Source organism: Sedimentisphaera cyanobacteriorum, from assembly GCF_001997385.1.
GTDB classification, from domain to species: Bacteria; Planctomycetota; Phycisphaerae; order Sedimentisphaerales; family Sedimentisphaeraceae; genus Sedimentisphaera; species Sedimentisphaera cyanobacteriorum.
Genome location: NZ_CP019633.1, coordinates 892,009 through 909,022, shown reverse-complemented (window position 1 = coordinate 909,022; position 17,014 = coordinate 892,009). Strand labels below are relative to the sequence as shown.

The following is a 17,014-nucleotide window of genomic DNA, read 5'->3' as shown; positions in this document are numbered from 1 at the left end:
ATGGCTAATCTTCATATCTCAAAAATATTTTATTTCTTGAAATCAGCCTGTGACTTTGATATTTTATTCGGAGTTACAATGGGAATTCAGTTTTATTTGGAAAGGGTACTGATATTATGTATTCCGAATCTTCGCAAGACGAACAATCTACTGAAACTGCCGGAATCTCGAAGGCAGTTACGGGAATTAAAGGCTTGGATGAAATACTGATGGGCGGTCTGCCGGCCGGTTCGCTTACTCTCATAAATGGAGGCCCCGGTACAGGCAAGACGATTCTTGGCTCGGAGTTTATATACCGCGGCGCAATCGAAAGCGAGCCGGGCATAATTCTTTCGTTTGAAGAGAAAGCTGAAAGCCTGAAGAATAATGCTTTAACCCTTGGCTGGGATTTCAGGAAGCTTGAAAAAGAAAATAAGCTTTCAATAATTCAGGCAAGGATAGACCCTCAAGCAGTCCTTTCGGGAAAGTTTGATTTCTCTGGGCTGCTGGCAATCATTGACAGCGAAGCAGCAAGGATCAATGCAAAGAGAATTCTAATTGATGGTCAGGATGTCATTCTAAGGCTCCTGGATGACCTTGTAAAAGAGCGTAATGAGCTGCAAAGTTTCAAAAATTGGCTTGATGATAATCAAATAACCACTGTGATTACGATAAAAAAGTATTCGGGCGACTTCAACCGCTACGAATTCCTGGATTATCTTTGCGACTGCGTTATACAGTTAGACCAGCGCGTTCACAATCAGATTGCCACAAGGCGGCTTAGAGTTCTTAAGTGCCGCGGCTCGGACTTCGGCAGGAATGAATATCCGTTTGCAATATACCTAAACGGAGTGCAAATCATCCCTGTTACCACCGCCTCTCTTCAGCACAATGGTCTCGGCGAGTCTGTTTCCAGCGGGATTGAAAAACTTGATGAGCTCCTTGCAGGCGGATACAGGAGAAATTCCTGCAACCTGATTTCAGGTACCTCCGGCACAGGGAAAACCACCCTTGTCTGCTCGTTTGTCAGTTCAATATGTCAAAAAGGGGAAAAGGCTCTTTATATAGATTTTGAGGAATCTCAGAAGGCTGTGGTTATGGGTATGCGAAGCCCGGGCATCAACCTTCAAGACCACATCAACAACGGTTTGCTTAAATTTCACCCTGTTATGCCCGAAGCGCTGGGCGTGGAGGAGCATCTGGTGCGGGTTTTTCATCTTATTGAAGAGTTTAATCCGGGATTCCTTGTGGTTGATGCGATATCCGCCTGCAGGCGAATGGGAGATAAGCATGCGGCCTTCGATTATATCCTTAGGCTGATAAACTACTGCAAACAAAGAGGCATTACAACCCTGCTGACAAATCTTGCTGACAACGAGAGAGAGGGCAGGGAAATTACAGGAATTGATCTTTCTTCTGTGATTGACACTGTGATTTTACTTAGAAACGTTGAATTTCAGGGGCGTTTGAATAGACTTCTGCTGATACTCAAATCAAGGGCCAGGGCGCATTCGAGTCAGTGTCATCTTTTCAAAATAACAGACAACGGAATAAAAATCGGCGGCGTGTATTCAGGAGCGGAGAGCAGGGGATGAGCAGCGAAAATTCCAAAATGGTTCTAAGGCTATATGTTGCCGGAAAAGGACTCAATTCAGCTATGGCAATCGAAAATCTCAAGCAGATATGCAGAACCTGCAATTCATACGATTACGATCTTAAGATTGTAGATGTTTTGAAAGAGCCTCAAACTGCGCTTGATAAAGGGATATTTGTTACGCCGGCTCTTGAGATTATAGAACCTGCTCCGGGAGGCATGGTTTACGGGACATTAGCTGATAAAACGGTGCTTAAGCCGTTTTTCCCTAGTTTGTAATCGTATTAAGGTTGTACTGAACCCTCTTTTTAGCTTTCGGCTGAAAAGATGCAGTAAATATTAAAAACAGGTGTCTTGTCGGGATATATATGTTGAAAAAGATTGTTTATTCGCGAAAATTAGTTTATTGCGCTACTGGTCTGTTTGGTTTTATTGCCCTTGCAAGGCTCGTTAAGGTTTTAATCAAAGACAGAAATTTTATTGACTTTCTTGCTTATTATGATGTTTCAAAGACTGTAAGAACGGGGCTTAACCCATATATACTTGAAAATTTATCCCATCAGTGGGGAGAGCCTCCTATGGTTTTCCCCGGCTATTCAGCGCTTTTTTATCCTTTCACCTTTTTATCTTCTGATGCTGCAGGTTATGTATTTCTGCTGCTTAATGCAGTAATAGCCGTGGGACTTTTTTATTTATTATTCAAAAAAAAGGGCTTGATGAATAAGGGCAAAACAGGTCTTTTAGATTCGGGTTTTCTGCTCAGCTTATTTGTTTTTATGAGTTCCACGCCTTATTTTGCAAGCATCAATCATGGACAGAGCACAATATTTGTTTCATTCTTTTTGATTTCACTTCTTTTGATAAGACCATTCTACTTAAAAGTGATCTTTTTCGCTGCCGCTGCGGTGCTGAAATACTCCATGCTCCCTCTATTCGGGCCTGTGCTTTTCCTGAAAAAACGGCACAAGCTCTGCATTTGCTCATTTGTGCTGTTTTTGGTTTTCGGAGCTGTTCCGATGGTTTTCGGCCATAACCTAATTGAGCTTTATTCAAGTTATGTAGATAATATTTTTTATTGGGTTAACATATATGGGTTTAATTCTTATGAAGGTGGAGGTTACAATATGCTGCAGCTCGATTTTATAGCTGTTAAATGGCTTCAAATTTCCGCCAAGACATTATGCGGGGCTATATTTATCTACTCTTTGTATTTAAGCCGGAAAGATAAAGATATAAGTATGCATCTTATTTTTTTAACTGCCTGCCTGACGATGTTAATATCGTATCATCGGCTTTACGACCTTGTCTTTATTCTGCCGTTTGCACTTTATCTAATAAACATTTATTTAAGGAAACAAGAGTTTTTTAAGGCTGCTGTAACTGCCGGCTTTGTTGGATTCTTTATCGTACCTGAATCGATTATATACAGGGCAGCGGAATTTCTCGGGAGTTTTGTGAAGGGCAATTCTATTGTATATTTGACGAGTTTTAATGGCGCTCAACAATACCAGCATATGTTTCCTGTATATCCTATAGTATGCATTTTTCTCAGTATATGGGCGTTTTATCTTTTTGTAGCGCGGGATAAAAATTCGCAGAATTCGGTTGAGTAATTTTAGTAAAGAGGCTTATAATGGTTAGTATGGATAAATTTTCAAAAATCACCGAGTTTTACAGCAGTCATAAAGGGCGCCTGCTGATTATTCTGCTTATACCTTTAGTTCTTCTCGCTCCATATATCGCCGGCTATCTTTTCAGCGGCAGCACATTCTTCACCGGCTATTTGATGAACTCTCACGATCAGAATATATATTACAGCTTTATGAAGCAGGCCCAGGAAGGGCATATAAGGTTCTTGAATCTTTGCTGTGATATACCGCACGAGAGGGAGTATATACATACACTTTTTCTGTTTTTGGGAGGTGTTTCAGGGCTGCTCTATTTGCCTCTGGGGTTTGTATATCTTGTCTCCAAGTATGTTTTTGCTGTTTTATTTGGATTTGCGGCTTGGGAAATGCTCAAGAAAGTTTTAACGGGCAGCTGGCTTACGACTGGCCTGCTTGCTCTTATGTTAGGCTCGGGCTTCGGGCTGTTTGGAAAGATATACAGCTTTATCTCAGGGGTGGAGGTTTCAGGGGAGACGATGTCTTCCTTCCCGGGAGATCTGTGGATGCCTGAGATGACTATATGGAACTCAATCAACTATACCCCTCTGTTCATTTGGAGCTATCTGCTAATAGTCCTGATTTACGGCGGCATATATTTCGGCGAGAAAAGAGAGTCTTTCAAACCCTTTTTGCTTTCTGCAATTTCGGTATTCCTGATTGGCCTTTCACACTCCTACGATCTTGTGCCGATAGCTTTTATATCCTTCTCATTGTTTCTTTTGTTTAGGATTTGCAAGGCATGGCGTTTTCGGATGCGTGTTTTCTGGGGATACTTTACTTACGGCGTTTTGTTTCTTGCCTCGCTCATATATCAGTATTATGTGCTCAAAACGAACTCAGGTTTCAGCCTGTGGGCAGAGAAGAATGTTAATCTGCCCCCTAATTTCCTTGTAATTTTAGCTGGTTTCGGATTGCTCTCGCTTGGTTATATTGAGTGTATTGTAAGATTGCCTAAATTCAAGCAAATGGGCATTGAACTGAAATTCTTATCAATATGGCTGCTGCTTCAAACGGCTCTGATGTATTCCCCGTTTGACTTTTCAAGGCGGTTTATACTTGGAATTTGTGTGCCTTTGGCCGTTTTCTTTGTGCTGTTTCTCAAAAGACTTGCTAAGACAAAGCTGCCCCCAAAATTAACATATCCGCTCTGCGGGCTGCTGCTTTGTATTACTTTTCTTACGCCGGCATATCAGGTGGCTGCAAATTTCGGCAAAGTTTACATCAAAGACGCCAGATTCTTTTATACGCAAGATGCTTTTGAGGCATACAGCTTTATCTCAGAAAATCTCACGGAAGATGATGTTCTGCTTTCAGGTATTAAAGAATCTAACAGGGCTCTTAGATTCAGCTCGGCACCTGTAGTGGCCGGGAGCACCCAGCAAACTCCCGAAGCTGTGAGAAGGGAAACTGAAATCCTCTTTTCAGAAGCGCGTGAAGGATTGAAAGATTTCGCCCGTCAAAGGGCAGTTACTCATATATTGGTAAATAAAAATGAGCAAGGAAGATTTATTTCGGTTAATGAAAATTTTCTTGATAATTCTGAAACTCTATTCGAAAATGATTCATATATATTCTGCGAAATAGAATAGCAATTATAGCGAAGCTGTTAGAAGTATTATAGTTTCTGATATCAGAGCTGACGCGATTAAAAACAGTAATATAGTGAAGTGTGGGCGGGAGCTCGATGAGACTATTCTCAGAGCACTGCAAATGGAAAAAAACTTTGTTTAGGGATTTTGAGATGACAAACAACCAGCCGGCTGTCGAAACAAATTTTTTATCAGAGAATGACAATGGCGAGCTGGTTAGTGTTGTCGTTCCTACATTCAAAGAGGCAGAGAATGTACCTTTAATTGTAAGGAAGATTCATAAAGTTTTAACTGAGTCTCAAATCCCTCATGAGATAATTCTGGTTGATGACGACAGTCAGGATGGCTCTGTTGAAGAAGTGGAAAAATTACAGCAGGGAGGCTTTCCTGCATTTATGATTGTCAGAAAAGGCAGCAGAGACCTGAGCTTAGCAGTTATAGAGGGGTTTAACAGGGCGAAGGGGTCAGTGCTGGTCTGTATGGACGCAGATTTAAGCCATCCAGCAGATGTTATACCGGAGCTGGTGAGTTGTATCAAACAAGATGAAGCGGATTTTGCTATCGGCAGCAGGTACGTAGAAGGTGCGTCAATTGAAGCAGGCTGGAGTGTTTTCAGACATCTAAACAGTAAGATTTCTAAATCTCTGGCACTTCCATTCTCTAATGCTAAAGATCCGATGTCCGGCTTTTTTGCCTTGAAGAAAGAAACTTTTCTCAACAGCGCTTACCTTAACCCGGTAGGTTATAAAATTGGGCTTGAACTTATCGTCAAGTGCGGCTGCAAAAATATCAAAGAAATTCCTATATTCTTTTCCGACAGAAAATACGGCAGCAGTAAGCTCAGTTTTCAGGAACAGCTCAAATATATTCAGCACATAAAAAGACTGTTCGATTATAAATACGGTGATTTGGCAAAATTCTTCCAGTTCTGTATTGTCGGGGCTACCGGAGCAGTTGTTGATTTATCGTCGTATAACATCTTTATGAGTTTTATGCCCATAGAAATCGCAAGAATAATTGCTATTATTATCGCAATGACTTGGAATTTTGAAATGAACAGAAGATTCACATTCAGCTACGGCAAACATCGGCACTGGCTTAAGCAGTACTTCGGCTTTGTTTGCTGCTGCTCAATCGGGGCTGTGGTGAACTGGTCTGTGAGTATGTCGTTAAGCAGGAATTTTGAATTCTGGTCTGAACAGCTCACCCTCGCAGCAGCGGCAGGTATATTGTGCGGTACTGTATTCAATTTCCTGCTGAACAGATTTTGGGTTTACAAAAAAAAGGATTAACGGGAAAATTAACAATGGAAGTAAAGCGGCCAGAAATATTTGATCTTTTCCGAATTTACAGGCTTCTGTTTATAACGGGTATTGGGATTTTCGCAGTTCTTATTTATCATTTCGGTATGATTGAAATCACGGATTTGTCGGTTAATGCTGTCATTCTCCTTTTTGCAGCTGCGTGTTTGGGACTGTTTTTGAGGAGTCTTCGAAGGAGGCTTTTTTTTGGCAAAGAGATTTCTTTGCACCAGTCTATGTCGTTTGAGGTAGTGATGCAGTATCTGCATTTTATGAGCCCTCTGCTTCCGGAGAAGACCTTTGAATCTGAGTTCCTTGAAAGAGAAACCCGAATTAAATCTGAGAAAATAAGCTTATGGCTTCATTCAAGGGTGCTTGGGGTTTATTTGATCTGTTCACTTGCCGGCCTGCTTGTTTCAATTTTATACAGCAGTCCCGTTTTTTCTGTATTTTTTGCTGTTTCAGCGGCCGCTGCTTTGTTAACTGCCGTTTTGAGAAAACACATAGGCGTTTTGAGCTATTTAAATTCTGTTGTGTTTGGTGTTTTTGTGTGGGGTCTTGAAGGTATCGCTGTAACCTCAGTGTTTAATCATTTTGTATCGCCGGCAGATTCATGGGCGGCATATCTGATATTAACTGCCGTTATAGAATTTTCTCCAGTTCCCTTTGCAGTTGGTCTTGCTGAACTGCCTTTGCTGATTTTTGAATCGCCTGCGGTTTTCTGGCTTTGTGCTCTTTTCCATTTTTTCAGAATAGTTCCCGTGCTCGCTTTATCAGCGGTTTACATTACAAGGTACAAGTTTAAGATTTCCGACTTCTTTAATCCGAGGATTATCGAGTTTCTCCACAGATACCCCGAAGAAGATGTGCCGGATTATGAAGAGGTTGACGGGGCACCTGATGTAAGCATTGTAATACCGGCCTACAATGAGGAGCAAAGGCTCCCGTCTTTTATGAAGGATGTGTTGAATTATATCAAAGCAAATCAAAGCCGGCTGTCAATTGAGGTTTTAATAGTTGACGACGGCTCGAGCGATAATACTGTTAAAGTGGTGCAGGAATTTGAATGTAAAAATCCGAATGTAAGGCTTCTGCGTCAAGTGAGAAATCAGGGCAAGGGAGCAGCCGTTAGAAGAGGAATGCTTGAAGCAAACGGGCGATATGGACTTTACGCAGATGCAGACGGTGCAACGCCCATAAGTGAGCTGGATAAATTTATTCCTTTTATTGAAAAAAGCGATAAAATCGTGATCGGCTCACGTAATATCTCTGCAGGAGATGTTCAGCAGGAGAGGGAAGGACTGAGGTCTGTTATGGGGGCTGCCTTTTACAAGATGGTGAATTTCCTTGCAGTCCCCGGGATTAAAGACACGCAGTGCGGTTTCAAAATGTACAGAAGGGATATAATCCATAAGATATTCACGCGATCTCTTGAAAACGGCTGGGCTTTTGATGTTGAGCTTTTGTATCTTGCACAGCTCATGGGGCATTCGATTGTTGAGGTGCCGGTAAACTGGCACGAAGTGGAGGGGTCGAAAATCAGCCCGGTAAAAGATGCCTTGAAAATGCTTGCAGCTGTGTTTAGGATAAGAAGCAGGCAGGGTGGATTCTTGAGTGATTCCTGAATCTTTATAAGTGTCTTTGGCCAGTTTTGCAAGTTAGAAGAAATAACTTTAAGGTTTAAGTATGATAGATTACTTCAAAGATTTAGCTAAATCAATTATTAGCAGAGGAAATCTTCGCTGCTATATACTCAACTATTCTCCTCCGATAATAGTCTGCTATGAATATGATTTCTTTAAGGCGAAAGACCAAATAATAAAAACGCTTCCAAAGGACAGGATGTCTTATGTGCTTTTTATGCTCGGCTGGCACAGGCAGACTCAGCAGCGCATAGATGATTTGGTGAAGGATATCCGGAGCTTTCAGGCTGAAAATGATGCTGTTGAATATGTGTGTATGGCAAACAGCGCCGATGAGAACAGGAAGATTCAGAATGCCGGGCTTAAAAGCTTCTTCTGCCATCAGAATGCCTTTATAGATACAAGCAAATATAAAGTTGTTCCTGATATTAAAAAGAGCTTTGATGCGATATACGTAGCAAGGATAACTCCCTTCAAAAGGCATGAACTTGCGCGAAAAATTGACAGCCTCAAGATTGTGGGCGGATATTCGGAGAGAGAAATTGAGCATTACAGCAAAATACGTGCAATGCTTCCGCAGGCCGAGTACAAAGAGTCTGTCCCGTCCAGCAAAATATACAAGGTTATGAACGAGGCACGCTGCGGGCTTTGCCTTTCAAAAGAAGAAGGTGCGATGTTTGTTAGTGCTGAGTATCTGCTGTGCGGGCTGGGGATTGTTAATACAGCCAATATTGGAGGAAGAGATGAACTGTTCAGTGATGAGTATGTGGTGAATGTGGAAGATGATGAAGATGCTGTGGCTCAAGGGGTTCAGGAAATTGTCCGCCGAGATCTCAGCCCCCATCATATTCGGGAGAAGACTATAGAGAAAATGAACGCTCATCGTGAAAAACTTATTAATTTTATTCAGGAAAAATGCGATCAGGCAGGGACAGGCTATGATTATGCCTCTCATTGGGAAGATGTTTTTACGCACAAGCTTGGAATCAGAGTTACTGTTCCTTTTTTCAGCAGACAGAGAAAACGCATACTCAATAAAAATACGCGTTTATAAGTTTGACACTTTTAAGTTTCGGGAGTTGATTCTGCCGCTGAATTTTTGAAGGGTTCGTCTATATTATTCCAAAAATGTTCGTTTACCTCAACAGCGGCATATTCAGAGGCCTGCTGGTATAGCTGAAGTCTCTGGGATTCTATCTTATCCTTGAGCGTTTGCATTCCGGCAAGAAGACGCGGGAAAGGCTTTGCGCTGCCGAAATATTCTATCGTTCTTTCTTTTTCATCATTGATTAGGTTTTCAAGGCCTGCCTTCCAAACGTCGCGGTCGTGCATATCGCCAAGCAAAGTTTGAAATTTTTTCACTTTCGATATTGTATTGCTGAGCGAGCCTTCAAAGGCCTTATCAGCTGCTTCAAGGCAGTAGCGGGTTTTCTTAACGGCAATTCTAAGCTTGTGATGCCCCTCACTGTTTTGAATGTCTTTCAGAAGGCTTAGTTTTTTTAGTACGTCGTTTTTATGAGGTTCTATTCTTTCTCTAAGCCTTTCAAGCAGCGGTTCGCTAATCTTGGCTGTCTCCCTGTTTCTGATTGGAAAGAGAATACGTTCAGTTTCCAGATGCATATCAATAAGAATATTCTTTTCCTCGAAACGCTTAATCGCTTTGGCGACTTTTGGCTGCATCTTTTGTCTTGCCTGCTGTTTTCTCAGTAGAGCCCTTCTAATTCCGGGAATCTGTCTTCTTGAGTTGTAGTCGATTTCAGAGAGCACCCCTTCAATGAACATAATCTCAGCATCCAGGTCTCTGGCTTCAGACATCCCCTTGAGAAGCTTTTTGAGCTGTTTCTGCCAGCTGTCTGCTTTGTCTTGTCCGTAAACATCCCCAAAAAGCCTCAGGATCGCCCTTAAACGCCTCGAGGCCACTCGAACTTTATGAACATCCTCAATTTCTCTTGCAAATTTGGCTCCTTCGAGCCGCTTGGTAAGAGTTTTAAGCTGCTTTTTGATGTTCTCGCATGCGAGCTTTTGTGTTGCTGTGTCTTGATTAAGTTCCATTATGTTTCAGTTTATTAAGTTTTTTTCAGCAGGTTTTCAGGCCAATATTCAGCCTCTTCGCAGCGACCGGTTCGTAAAAGCTGGACGAAGGTTTTAAGAGTTTTTCTAGAATCGGCAATGGGGTAATAGAAGGCGTCCCAGTTTTCGCTGTCTTCGCCGTCGTGATTTGGTATAACAGCATCGAATAAGCAGGCAGTTTGCATTTCTATAAATGCGCTGGAAGCTCTGATTTCAATGTTTTCAAGGTCTTTCTGGCTTAAAATCCCTTTATGTTTATTTGTGCGGCGAAGGAGTTTGCGTCTCATAATGTCAGTGATAAAACTCTCGATACAAACGCCAATCTCTTGAAGCTCCTGAATTTCTCCAATTGACAGCGGGGAGAGGAATATTTTCAGTGTTTTTATGTTGTCTTTTATTCCCGCCTTAAGCAGCTTGGAAACCACAAACGGATTCCCCTCAAAAAAAACGTTTCCGCGCTGAAGCATTTTCGTAAGCTCCCTGATATCCATCGCCTGCAAATCACAACGCACTTCAAGAACCAAATAATCATTATTCTCTCTTAAAGCTTCGATTGTTTTTCTTTTGCGGAAATGGTATTCCTCGCCGTCGGTTTCTCCCGGGCGGGGGCTTCGACTGTTATACAGTACGCACTTTTTCAGGCTGCCGGCCAGAGTAGGGTAAAACTTGCATAGACTTTTAAATAAAGGGCCTTTGCCAACGCATGATGGACCTGAAAGAATTATCAGCTTGCCCATTATTTTCTCCTCGTTGAAATAAAACTATTAAAAATTATAGCAAGCTGCAAGCTTTTTGTCAAAGCTGATTGCTGATGCAGGCATTTATTGAAGCTGTGTTTAAAAGATAAACCTTACTGCTTGAGTCCTGTTAAAATGTCTTGTATCACTCTCGACCCCAGCGGGGCGGCTTCGAGTATCAGTTCGTGTTTGCCGCCGGGATATTCGATAATTTCAGCATTTGGCCAGTAGTTCTTGAAATACTCCGTCCCCTCTTTCGTATCAACAGTTGTGTCTTTTAGGCCGTATAGAACTCTTGCAGGTACACTGCATTTGCCCTTCTCTCGCAGATCTGCCTCCCAGCTGTGCAGAGCCTTAACCCATCTAAGCGGCAGGAAATTTGCCCTAAGAGGGTCTTTTCGTTCCATTTCAATATAGAAAGGGTCGGAGGTTTCCTTTTTGTACACTCTCGGTATTTTGTCTGTAATTTCATCAAATGCCATGGTGGCTTTTTTGGTTATTTCCCAAAGTGCATTTCTAATCAGCGGGGCGGCTAAAACGGTTTTTTCAAATACACCTTTGCCGTTTTTCAAGTGGTAATCGACAAAAATTGCCCCGCCGAGGCTGAAGCCGAGACCATATACGGGAATCTCGGGAAAGCGGATTTTCACCTGTTCTGCGAAAGCTTCCAAAACCTCCCTGTACTTATCAAAACTTGAAATTGAATATTTCTCGCCGCTGGAGAGCCCATGGCCGGGCAAGTCTAAAGCGGCAACTGAATACCCCTCATTATTCGCTTCAGGGATCAGTTTGCCCATCTGTACACAGTGCCCCAGATATCCGTGGAGGGCTATTATTACAGCTTTCGGCGATTGAGAAGGGAATAAGTAAGAGGCGATGTTGAATCCGGCGGCAGGGAAGTATTCAAATTCAGTATTCTCTGCGGGCAGATGGTAATACCTCAAATGTTCGATTATGTGTTGTTTCATCTTTAGAAGCTTTAATTTGGGGTGTAAGGTGAAAAAGAGCAGTTTTCATCCAGGCGGAAGTATTTATCACTTTCCGGCAGAGAGAAGAATCGTTTCTTCATTTGGTCGGAAAAATTGAATAATTTCAACTTATCGGTCTTAAGATGTATAAATGCGTTGTCCTGATCGGTTTGAATTTGTATCACATCAGGTACTTCAAAATCCTTTTTGAGTTTCGTATAAGAAGGAAGCACTATTGATACGGCAAGGCGTGCGTTCCTGTATATTTCAATAGACTGCGGCAATAAGCTTTCGCTGTTAAAGCTGTATTTGGCATATTCTCCTGATGAGGATTTGTCTTCAAAGTACCACCTTCCCTCGGAGTAAACCATATCGCTCTGACGGATCGTATTCGGCGGGATAAACCCAAGCATAATTTCAGGCTTAATCCCGCTCAGTCCTCCTATAACAGAGCATTGATCAGCAATAGAGCGGGGGAATATGTAGCATGCTTTGTCTTTGCCTTTGTATGATTTGTACCAGATTTTATCCTGACCGGAACCTGCTATAATCATTGTGCCCATAATAGATTTAAGCTGCACAGCGATACTTCGAATAGAATTGAAATACAGGTTTGCAGTTACATCCCCTGAAAGGCTGTCGGATTTGTACTTCCCTTCAGCACGTAGGGCGAATGATTGAGCAGCAGCTTTTCTCTTCTCGAGCTTTTCTGCGATTCTAACCGGCGAGGGCGGATCGGCATTCTGTGAGCCAAAGTCTATTTTGGGGGGCATTGAGCAGCCGGCTGTAAATATTATGCCTGCTGTTAGTAATATCCAAACCTTCATTCATCCTCCAAAAGCATAATATCCCCAATATTCTCGCTGAGCCTTTCGATTTGGTCTTCGCCAATATGCGGGTCTAAAACTTCAACGATTCTGTCCTGTCCGGTGATTTTCAGTCTCCAGTAGTCCTTGCCGTCTTTAGTGAAGGTGTCTTTATATCGAAGGATTCGCTTTCTTACAAGCACGAGCATAAGTACAAAACGGAAATTGATCTTTCCCTGCTCTTCTGACTTCTCAAGCTTGTCGAGAAATTCGAGCATAGTTTCATCGTTTAAGAATTTCTGCTTACCTTTATCTTCCGGCCGGGGCATTTTTGTTTTCCAGAAGTAAAATGTTTCAGGCCTCTTGTCTTGCCAGCAGGTGCTGCAAGTGTCTATTCTTTCGAAGCCCTCTTCTCCCTCTGCAAGCCCTGCATAGAATTCTTCATCAGGCTCAAATTCTTTTCCGCATACTGAGCAGATGCCTTCAGGTTTTTTGATGTTCCAGTCTGCCATTATTCAAATTCGGTGTATTCAGAGATTTTCTCAATGGTAACCGGCCCTATGCCGTAAACATTGTCTAACTGTTCCAGAGATTCAAGGTTTTGGTTTTTTCGGTATTCGATGATCCTCTCAGCCAACGTGCTTCCAATACCCGGCAGTCTCACTAAGCTTGCTTTTGGAGCTGTTTGAGGCTGAACTTTCGAATAAATTTCAATCCTGCTTTCGTCTTGCCAAACAAGAAGTGAAATAGACCACAGGACTCCTGCAATAATTACCAGCAATGCAAAATTCCATTGATACTGCAAATGAAAGTCCTGTGAGGTGTTCATAAATCAGCCTGAAAGGAGTTTACGAAAATTTCTGAGCGTTTTCATTGCCTTTTTCGGTTCACCTTCTGAAGAAACAATCCCCACGGGCTCCTCTATATCTACGAATGAGTCGTAGGTAACCGAAGCCATCTGATCTTTTGCAAGCAGTATTTTGTAAAGAGCCCTGAGAAATGCCGCCTGAGTGTTCTCAGACCATGGCTCTCTCCAGTAGCCTGACCCCTCAATCGGCTTAGAAGGAACTTTAATCGATGTTACACAAATCGGCCTGCTGGATACAGTAAGGCTGTCTATCATTGCCGAGATCTGCATAAGGTCTTTGGTTGCTGCGTCGGGGGTTTTCCCTGAAAGGTCTAGCTCGATGCCGATTTTATCGAAGGTAATAGCATTTTGTACTAGTGTTTCTGCAAACTGGACAGTTGGTATTGTGCAGGCATTTCTTGAATGGTACCAGCCCCACGGCTTATCGAGGGATATTATTTTTACAGTTTTTGAGTTGGCCGCACGAGCGGCAAGACAGGCGGCTCTGCAGATTTCAATGCACTCATCAAAGCTGAAGCCAAGATCGTTGCTTGAATTCATACTTCCCACAAGCTGCCATGTGTCGATTTTGCCTGCATACCTTTTTATGATCTTCGTTATAAAGTTATATGCCAGCTCTTTAATACCGTCGTATTCATAGCCCCCAAGCCACTCAGGATATACGCCCCTTTCAAATTTCAATAAAGGGCCTGCTGAGAGGCGAATCTTTTGAGAACCGAATGCCGCGAGGCAGTTGTCGATTGGAGAAAAGTCGTATTCGCCTTTTTTCTTTTCAATTTCGCCCCAGCTTACCGGTATAACAGCATAATTGAATAGATCGAGTATTTTGCGCCGGTAGCTCTCGCTTGATGCAAATTTGGGCTGAAGCGTGCATCCGAATGACATTTCATTGAATTTACCGCTGCCGGCCTTAGTATTCAAATTCGTTTCTGCATGCCTTTGAGCTAGATTTTCCGACGCAAGAACGGCCTTCTTAAGGCATTTGTCCGCATAAAGAGAGGCCTTTTCCGGTTCATTTATGTGCGACAAGGCGCTCACAAAGAGCTTTTCAGCCGATACAATCGCTTTATTTGTATGGTTATCGTTTTCGTCGAACAGCTGCCAGTCTTCCCGCTTGAGCGTTATCTGCATGAGCCGAGCTCGTGCCAGTTCAAGGTTAAGTATGTAAGGCTCTGAGCGTTTTCGGAGCTTGGTGGTGCAGAGTTGCATCTTCCCGAGCCCTTCCACCTCCCACATCACAGCAAGACCTCCAGCTTCGTAGGTAAGCATATCAAAGCTTATGACACTGTCGGCAAAGTCTAAAGATTCGCTCACCCTGAGGGCAGCTCCTTCAGAATCGAAAACATAGGCCCCGTCCAGGCTGAAAGTGTCTGCTAATTTTCCTTCTTTATATACCTGAAATCTCAACGCTGATCCCTGATTAAATATTGTAAATTATCAACTCGAAGAGGCGAGATTATAATTATAAATGCAGGTTTTTGCAAATATTTTAAGCAGAATTCACCTGAAACAGTGAAAAAGCATTAATACTGCAAATATATTAGTCTTGGAAATACGTGGTTTCTTGCCGCCGAGAAAGATATGACAGTCAGAATTCAGCCTGAGGATTTTCTTAAGTGAACATTAGAGTAAACCGGAATCTCGTCTTTTTCAAAGCAGCTGCAGCAGAAAATAAAATTTCTGTAATAATCTCTGGCTTCTCGGCTTGAAGCGAGAAGCTGGTTCAGCTTATCTAACTGATCGTACGTAATTTCTCCACTGAGCGAAGCAAGAATTAACCTGCTGAGAATGCTTTTATAGATAAAATGAGTTTTCATCAATAATCCAGCATCTTTCTTCCGATGCACCTTGAAAGGATATCATGCGTTTTTGAAAGCCGTCTGTGTACCGCTGTTATAGATAAGTCGAGTATGCCTGCGATTTCGCTCAAAGTAAATCTCTGCTGGTATTTCATTGAGAGTAAATTTTTGCAGGAACCGCTTACATCTTCGACACATTCCTCGAGCAGTTCCTTTTTTATGTCGCTGCCTGCGTCTTCTTTGGCATTTTCTGATTCAATAAGCTCTAATATGTCATTGTCTAAATATGAGCTTCGGGAGTAATGTTTTCTGCAGTAATTTTTTGCGCAGTAGCGTGCGATTGTTCTGCCCCATGAAAGAAAATTTGTACCTTTCTTGAAAGTATCTCTTTTTTGCCACATAATTAGAGAAGCCTCTTGAAATATGTCATCAGCATCAGCTGTGTTAGGCACAATCATAAGGATGTAATTATACAGCTTAGAGCCTTCCAATGACAATTTTTCTGCAAAATACTTTTCATCCATATTATTTTCTATCGCAGTTTAACTAAATTTATGTATAAGAGTATTTTAATGACTTGACGATTATAGGTAACACCAAATTTAACATTTTTCCTTTCAATTTGTAAACAACCCTATGATTCAGCAGTAAAAATGCAAAAAGGAGCAAATTAAAAAAGTTTGGTTATGAATACTGATTGAAATTCTGCTGTTTTAAGTATAATAATTAATAGGTATTTCTTAGTTTCAGGCATAAAAAATGAGAAAAATAAATTTAATCTTACTGCTTCTTTCGGCATCGCTATTTTCATATTCAGGGGGAGACGGGTCTCTGGAAGCTCCGTTTGAGATAGGCTCTTCAGATGACCTCGTTCAATTGGCTGAAACCCCCGGTCATTGGGGGAAAAGCTTCAAATTCACTTCTGATGTTGATATGAAAGGCTTGCAAATAGACCCTATAGCTCCAGAGCAGGAGGAGCCTTTCGGCGGCACCGTTCAAGGCGGCAGCCATAAGATACATAATCTGAGCTACACCGGACGTTATTCTGAGACAGCAGGTTTATTTGCCAACCTCTCTCAGAATGCAAGGATAGCTGATCTGCACTTGGTTAAACCGAAGATGTTTGCAGCGAGAGATGACCTTGTTTATGCGGGGAGTCTTGCAGGTTTATGCAAGGGCAAGCTGATTAACTGCTCTGCATCGGAGGTTAAGATTAATGTCCGCTGCGGCGATTACGCCGCCGCCGGCAGCCTCGTCGGCCGGCTGAAAGGCGGGCAGGTAACAGGATGCAGCAGCTCGGGCGAGATAAATGTTTATGCAGGCAGAAGGGCGTTTGCAGGTGGATTGATTGGATACTCTCTTCAATCTGTAGTTGAAAACAGCTCTTCTGTTTGTGATGTTTCAGTGGATTCTGAAAAATTCTCTTATGCCGGCGGTATTACAGGCTACGCTGTTGAAGGTGAGATAACAAGATGCTTCACAAAGGCGTGCAGAGTGAGTTCGGGCAATAAAAACAGCTACTGCGGCGGCATATCAGGCGAGCTCTATAACGGCACACTTACTGCATGCTGGAGCAAGGCGAATGTTTTTCCGCAAAAAAATGCTTTTGGAGGCGGGATTGCCGGCCGGCAGTATTACTCAATTATAAGGAATTCATTTTTCGCTGGAGGGCTTTCCACAGAGCTCTCAGACAATTCAAGAGGCGGTGTTGCAGGTGAAACTCAGAAAAGCATTCTTGAGGGCTGTTTCTGGGACATAGAAACTTCTGAATGCTTCAATCCAGCAGGCTGCGGAGATGAGTATAAGGGCAGAACAAGCAGAGCACTCAAGCCAGAACTGATGAAGGATTATTATTTTTACAAACAGGCCGGCTGGCTTTTTGCGGGGCAAACAAAAAGAGGCGAAGAACCCAATTGGAAAGAAGTTCACGGGAGCCTTCCGCAGCTCTACATCAAGGGAACTTCTGAAACACCGCTGGATAAATAGAGCTTGA

Annotated in this window: 17 protein-coding genes; 8 read left to right on the top strand and 9 right to left on the bottom strand. The window is 42.5% G+C overall.

The features are described 5' to 3' along the window. Positions 1-116 precede the first annotated feature (116 nt). From kaiC to L21SP3_RS03475, 7 genes are all read left to right on the top strand, one after another. Positions 117-1,574, top strand: a complete 1,458-nt coding sequence (gene kaiC / locus L21SP3_RS03505) for a circadian clock protein KaiC (RefSeq protein WP_077539370.1) — start codon at positions 117-119, stop codon at positions 1,572-1,574. Next, on the top strand, positions 1,571-1,852 hold the full coding sequence (locus tag L21SP3_RS03500; protein ID WP_077539369.1) for a circadian clock KaiB family protein: 282 nt from the start codon (positions 1,571-1,573) through the stop codon (positions 1,850-1,852). The genes kaiC and L21SP3_RS03500 overlap by 4 nt, the downstream gene beginning before the upstream one ends. A gap of 89 nt (positions 1,853-1,941) precedes the next feature. Then, the gene (locus L21SP3_RS03495) at positions 1,942-3,186 is read left to right on the top strand and encodes a glycosyltransferase 87 family protein (RefSeq protein WP_077539368.1); all 1,245 of its coding nucleotides are present in this window, start codon (positions 1,942-1,944) and stop codon (positions 3,184-3,186) included. Positions 3,187-3,215: 29 nt separating this feature from the next. After that, positions 3,216-4,829, top strand: a complete 1,614-nt coding sequence (locus tag L21SP3_RS03490) for a hypothetical protein (RefSeq protein ID WP_077539367.1) — start codon at positions 3,216-3,218, stop codon at positions 4,827-4,829. 95 nt (positions 4,830-4,924) lie between these two features. After that, positions 4,925-6,121: a glycosyltransferase gene (locus L21SP3_RS03485; protein ID WP_077539366.1), complete on the top strand. Its 1,197-nt coding sequence runs from the start codon at positions 4,925-4,927 to the stop codon at positions 6,119-6,121. A 233-nt stretch (positions 6,122-6,354) separates the two neighbouring features. Then, the gene (locus L21SP3_RS03480) at positions 6,355-7,755 is read left to right on the top strand and encodes a dolichyl-phosphate beta-glucosyltransferase (RefSeq protein WP_161488078.1); all 1,401 of its coding nucleotides are present in this window, start codon (positions 6,355-6,357) and stop codon (positions 7,753-7,755) included. Positions 7,756-7,816: 61 nt separating this feature from the next. Next, entirely contained in the window at positions 7,817-8,827 is a 1,011-nt protein-coding gene (locus L21SP3_RS03475) for a glycosyltransferase family protein (protein ID WP_077539364.1), read from the top strand. An 11-nt stretch (positions 8,828-8,838) separates the two neighbouring features. On the opposite strand, the gene L21SP3_RS03470 is transcribed toward L21SP3_RS03475, so the two are convergent. From L21SP3_RS03470 to L21SP3_RS03430, 9 genes are all read right to left on the bottom strand, one after another. Further along, positions 8,839-9,825 (bottom strand): CHAD domain-containing protein, encoded by a 987-nt coding sequence (locus L21SP3_RS03470; RefSeq protein ID WP_077539363.1) that lies wholly within the window; start codon positions 9,823-9,825, stop codon positions 8,839-8,841. Positions 9,826-9,839: 14 nt separating this feature from the next. Further along, positions 9,840-10,580 (bottom strand): guanylate kinase, encoded by a 741-nt coding sequence (locus L21SP3_RS03465; RefSeq protein WP_077539362.1) that lies wholly within the window; start codon positions 10,578-10,580, stop codon positions 9,840-9,842. A gap of 113 nt (positions 10,581-10,693) precedes the next feature. Then, positions 10,694-11,548 carry an alpha/beta hydrolase gene (locus tag L21SP3_RS03460; RefSeq protein ID WP_077539361.1) on the bottom strand — a complete coding sequence of 285 codons (855 nt, stop codon included), beginning with the start codon at positions 11,546-11,548 and terminating at the stop codon, positions 10,694-10,696. A gap of 11 nt (positions 11,549-11,559) precedes the next feature. Then, positions 11,560-12,375: a hypothetical protein gene (locus tag L21SP3_RS03455; protein ID WP_077539360.1), complete on the bottom strand. Its 816-nt coding sequence runs from the start codon at positions 12,373-12,375 to the stop codon at positions 11,560-11,562. After that, on the bottom strand, positions 12,372-12,866 hold the full coding sequence (locus tag L21SP3_RS03450; protein ID WP_077539359.1) for a hypothetical protein: 495 nt from the start codon (positions 12,864-12,866) through the stop codon (positions 12,372-12,374). Before L21SP3_RS03450 ends, L21SP3_RS03455 begins: the two co-directional genes overlap by 4 nt. After that, positions 12,866-13,183, bottom strand: coding sequence for a ComEA family DNA-binding protein (locus L21SP3_RS03445; RefSeq protein WP_077539358.1), 318 nt, complete (start codon positions 13,181-13,183; stop codon positions 12,866-12,868). The genes L21SP3_RS03450 and L21SP3_RS03445 overlap by 1 nt, the downstream gene beginning before the upstream one ends. A gap of 3 nt (positions 13,184-13,186) precedes the next feature. After that, a complete protein-coding gene (locus L21SP3_RS03440) occupies positions 13,187-14,629 on the bottom strand; it encodes an endo-1,4-beta-xylanase (RefSeq protein WP_077539357.1) in 1,443 nt (480 codons plus the stop codon). Positions 14,630-14,817: 188 nt separating this feature from the next. Beyond that, positions 14,818-15,039 (bottom strand): hypothetical protein, encoded by a 222-nt coding sequence (locus L21SP3_RS03435; RefSeq protein ID WP_077539356.1) that lies wholly within the window; start codon positions 15,037-15,039, stop codon positions 14,818-14,820. Next, positions 15,039-15,545 (bottom strand): RNA polymerase sigma factor, encoded by a 507-nt coding sequence (locus L21SP3_RS03430; protein WP_077539355.1) that lies wholly within the window; start codon positions 15,543-15,545, stop codon positions 15,039-15,041. Before L21SP3_RS03430 ends, L21SP3_RS03435 begins: the two co-directional genes overlap by 1 nt. A gap of 235 nt (positions 15,546-15,780) precedes the next feature. Between L21SP3_RS03430 and L21SP3_RS03425 the strand changes: the two genes are divergently transcribed. After that, the gene (locus tag L21SP3_RS03425; RefSeq protein ID WP_077539354.1) at positions 15,781-17,007 is read left to right on the top strand and encodes a hypothetical protein; all 1,227 of its coding nucleotides are present in this window, start codon (positions 15,781-15,783) and stop codon (positions 17,005-17,007) included. Positions 17,008-17,014 lie beyond the last annotated feature (7 nt).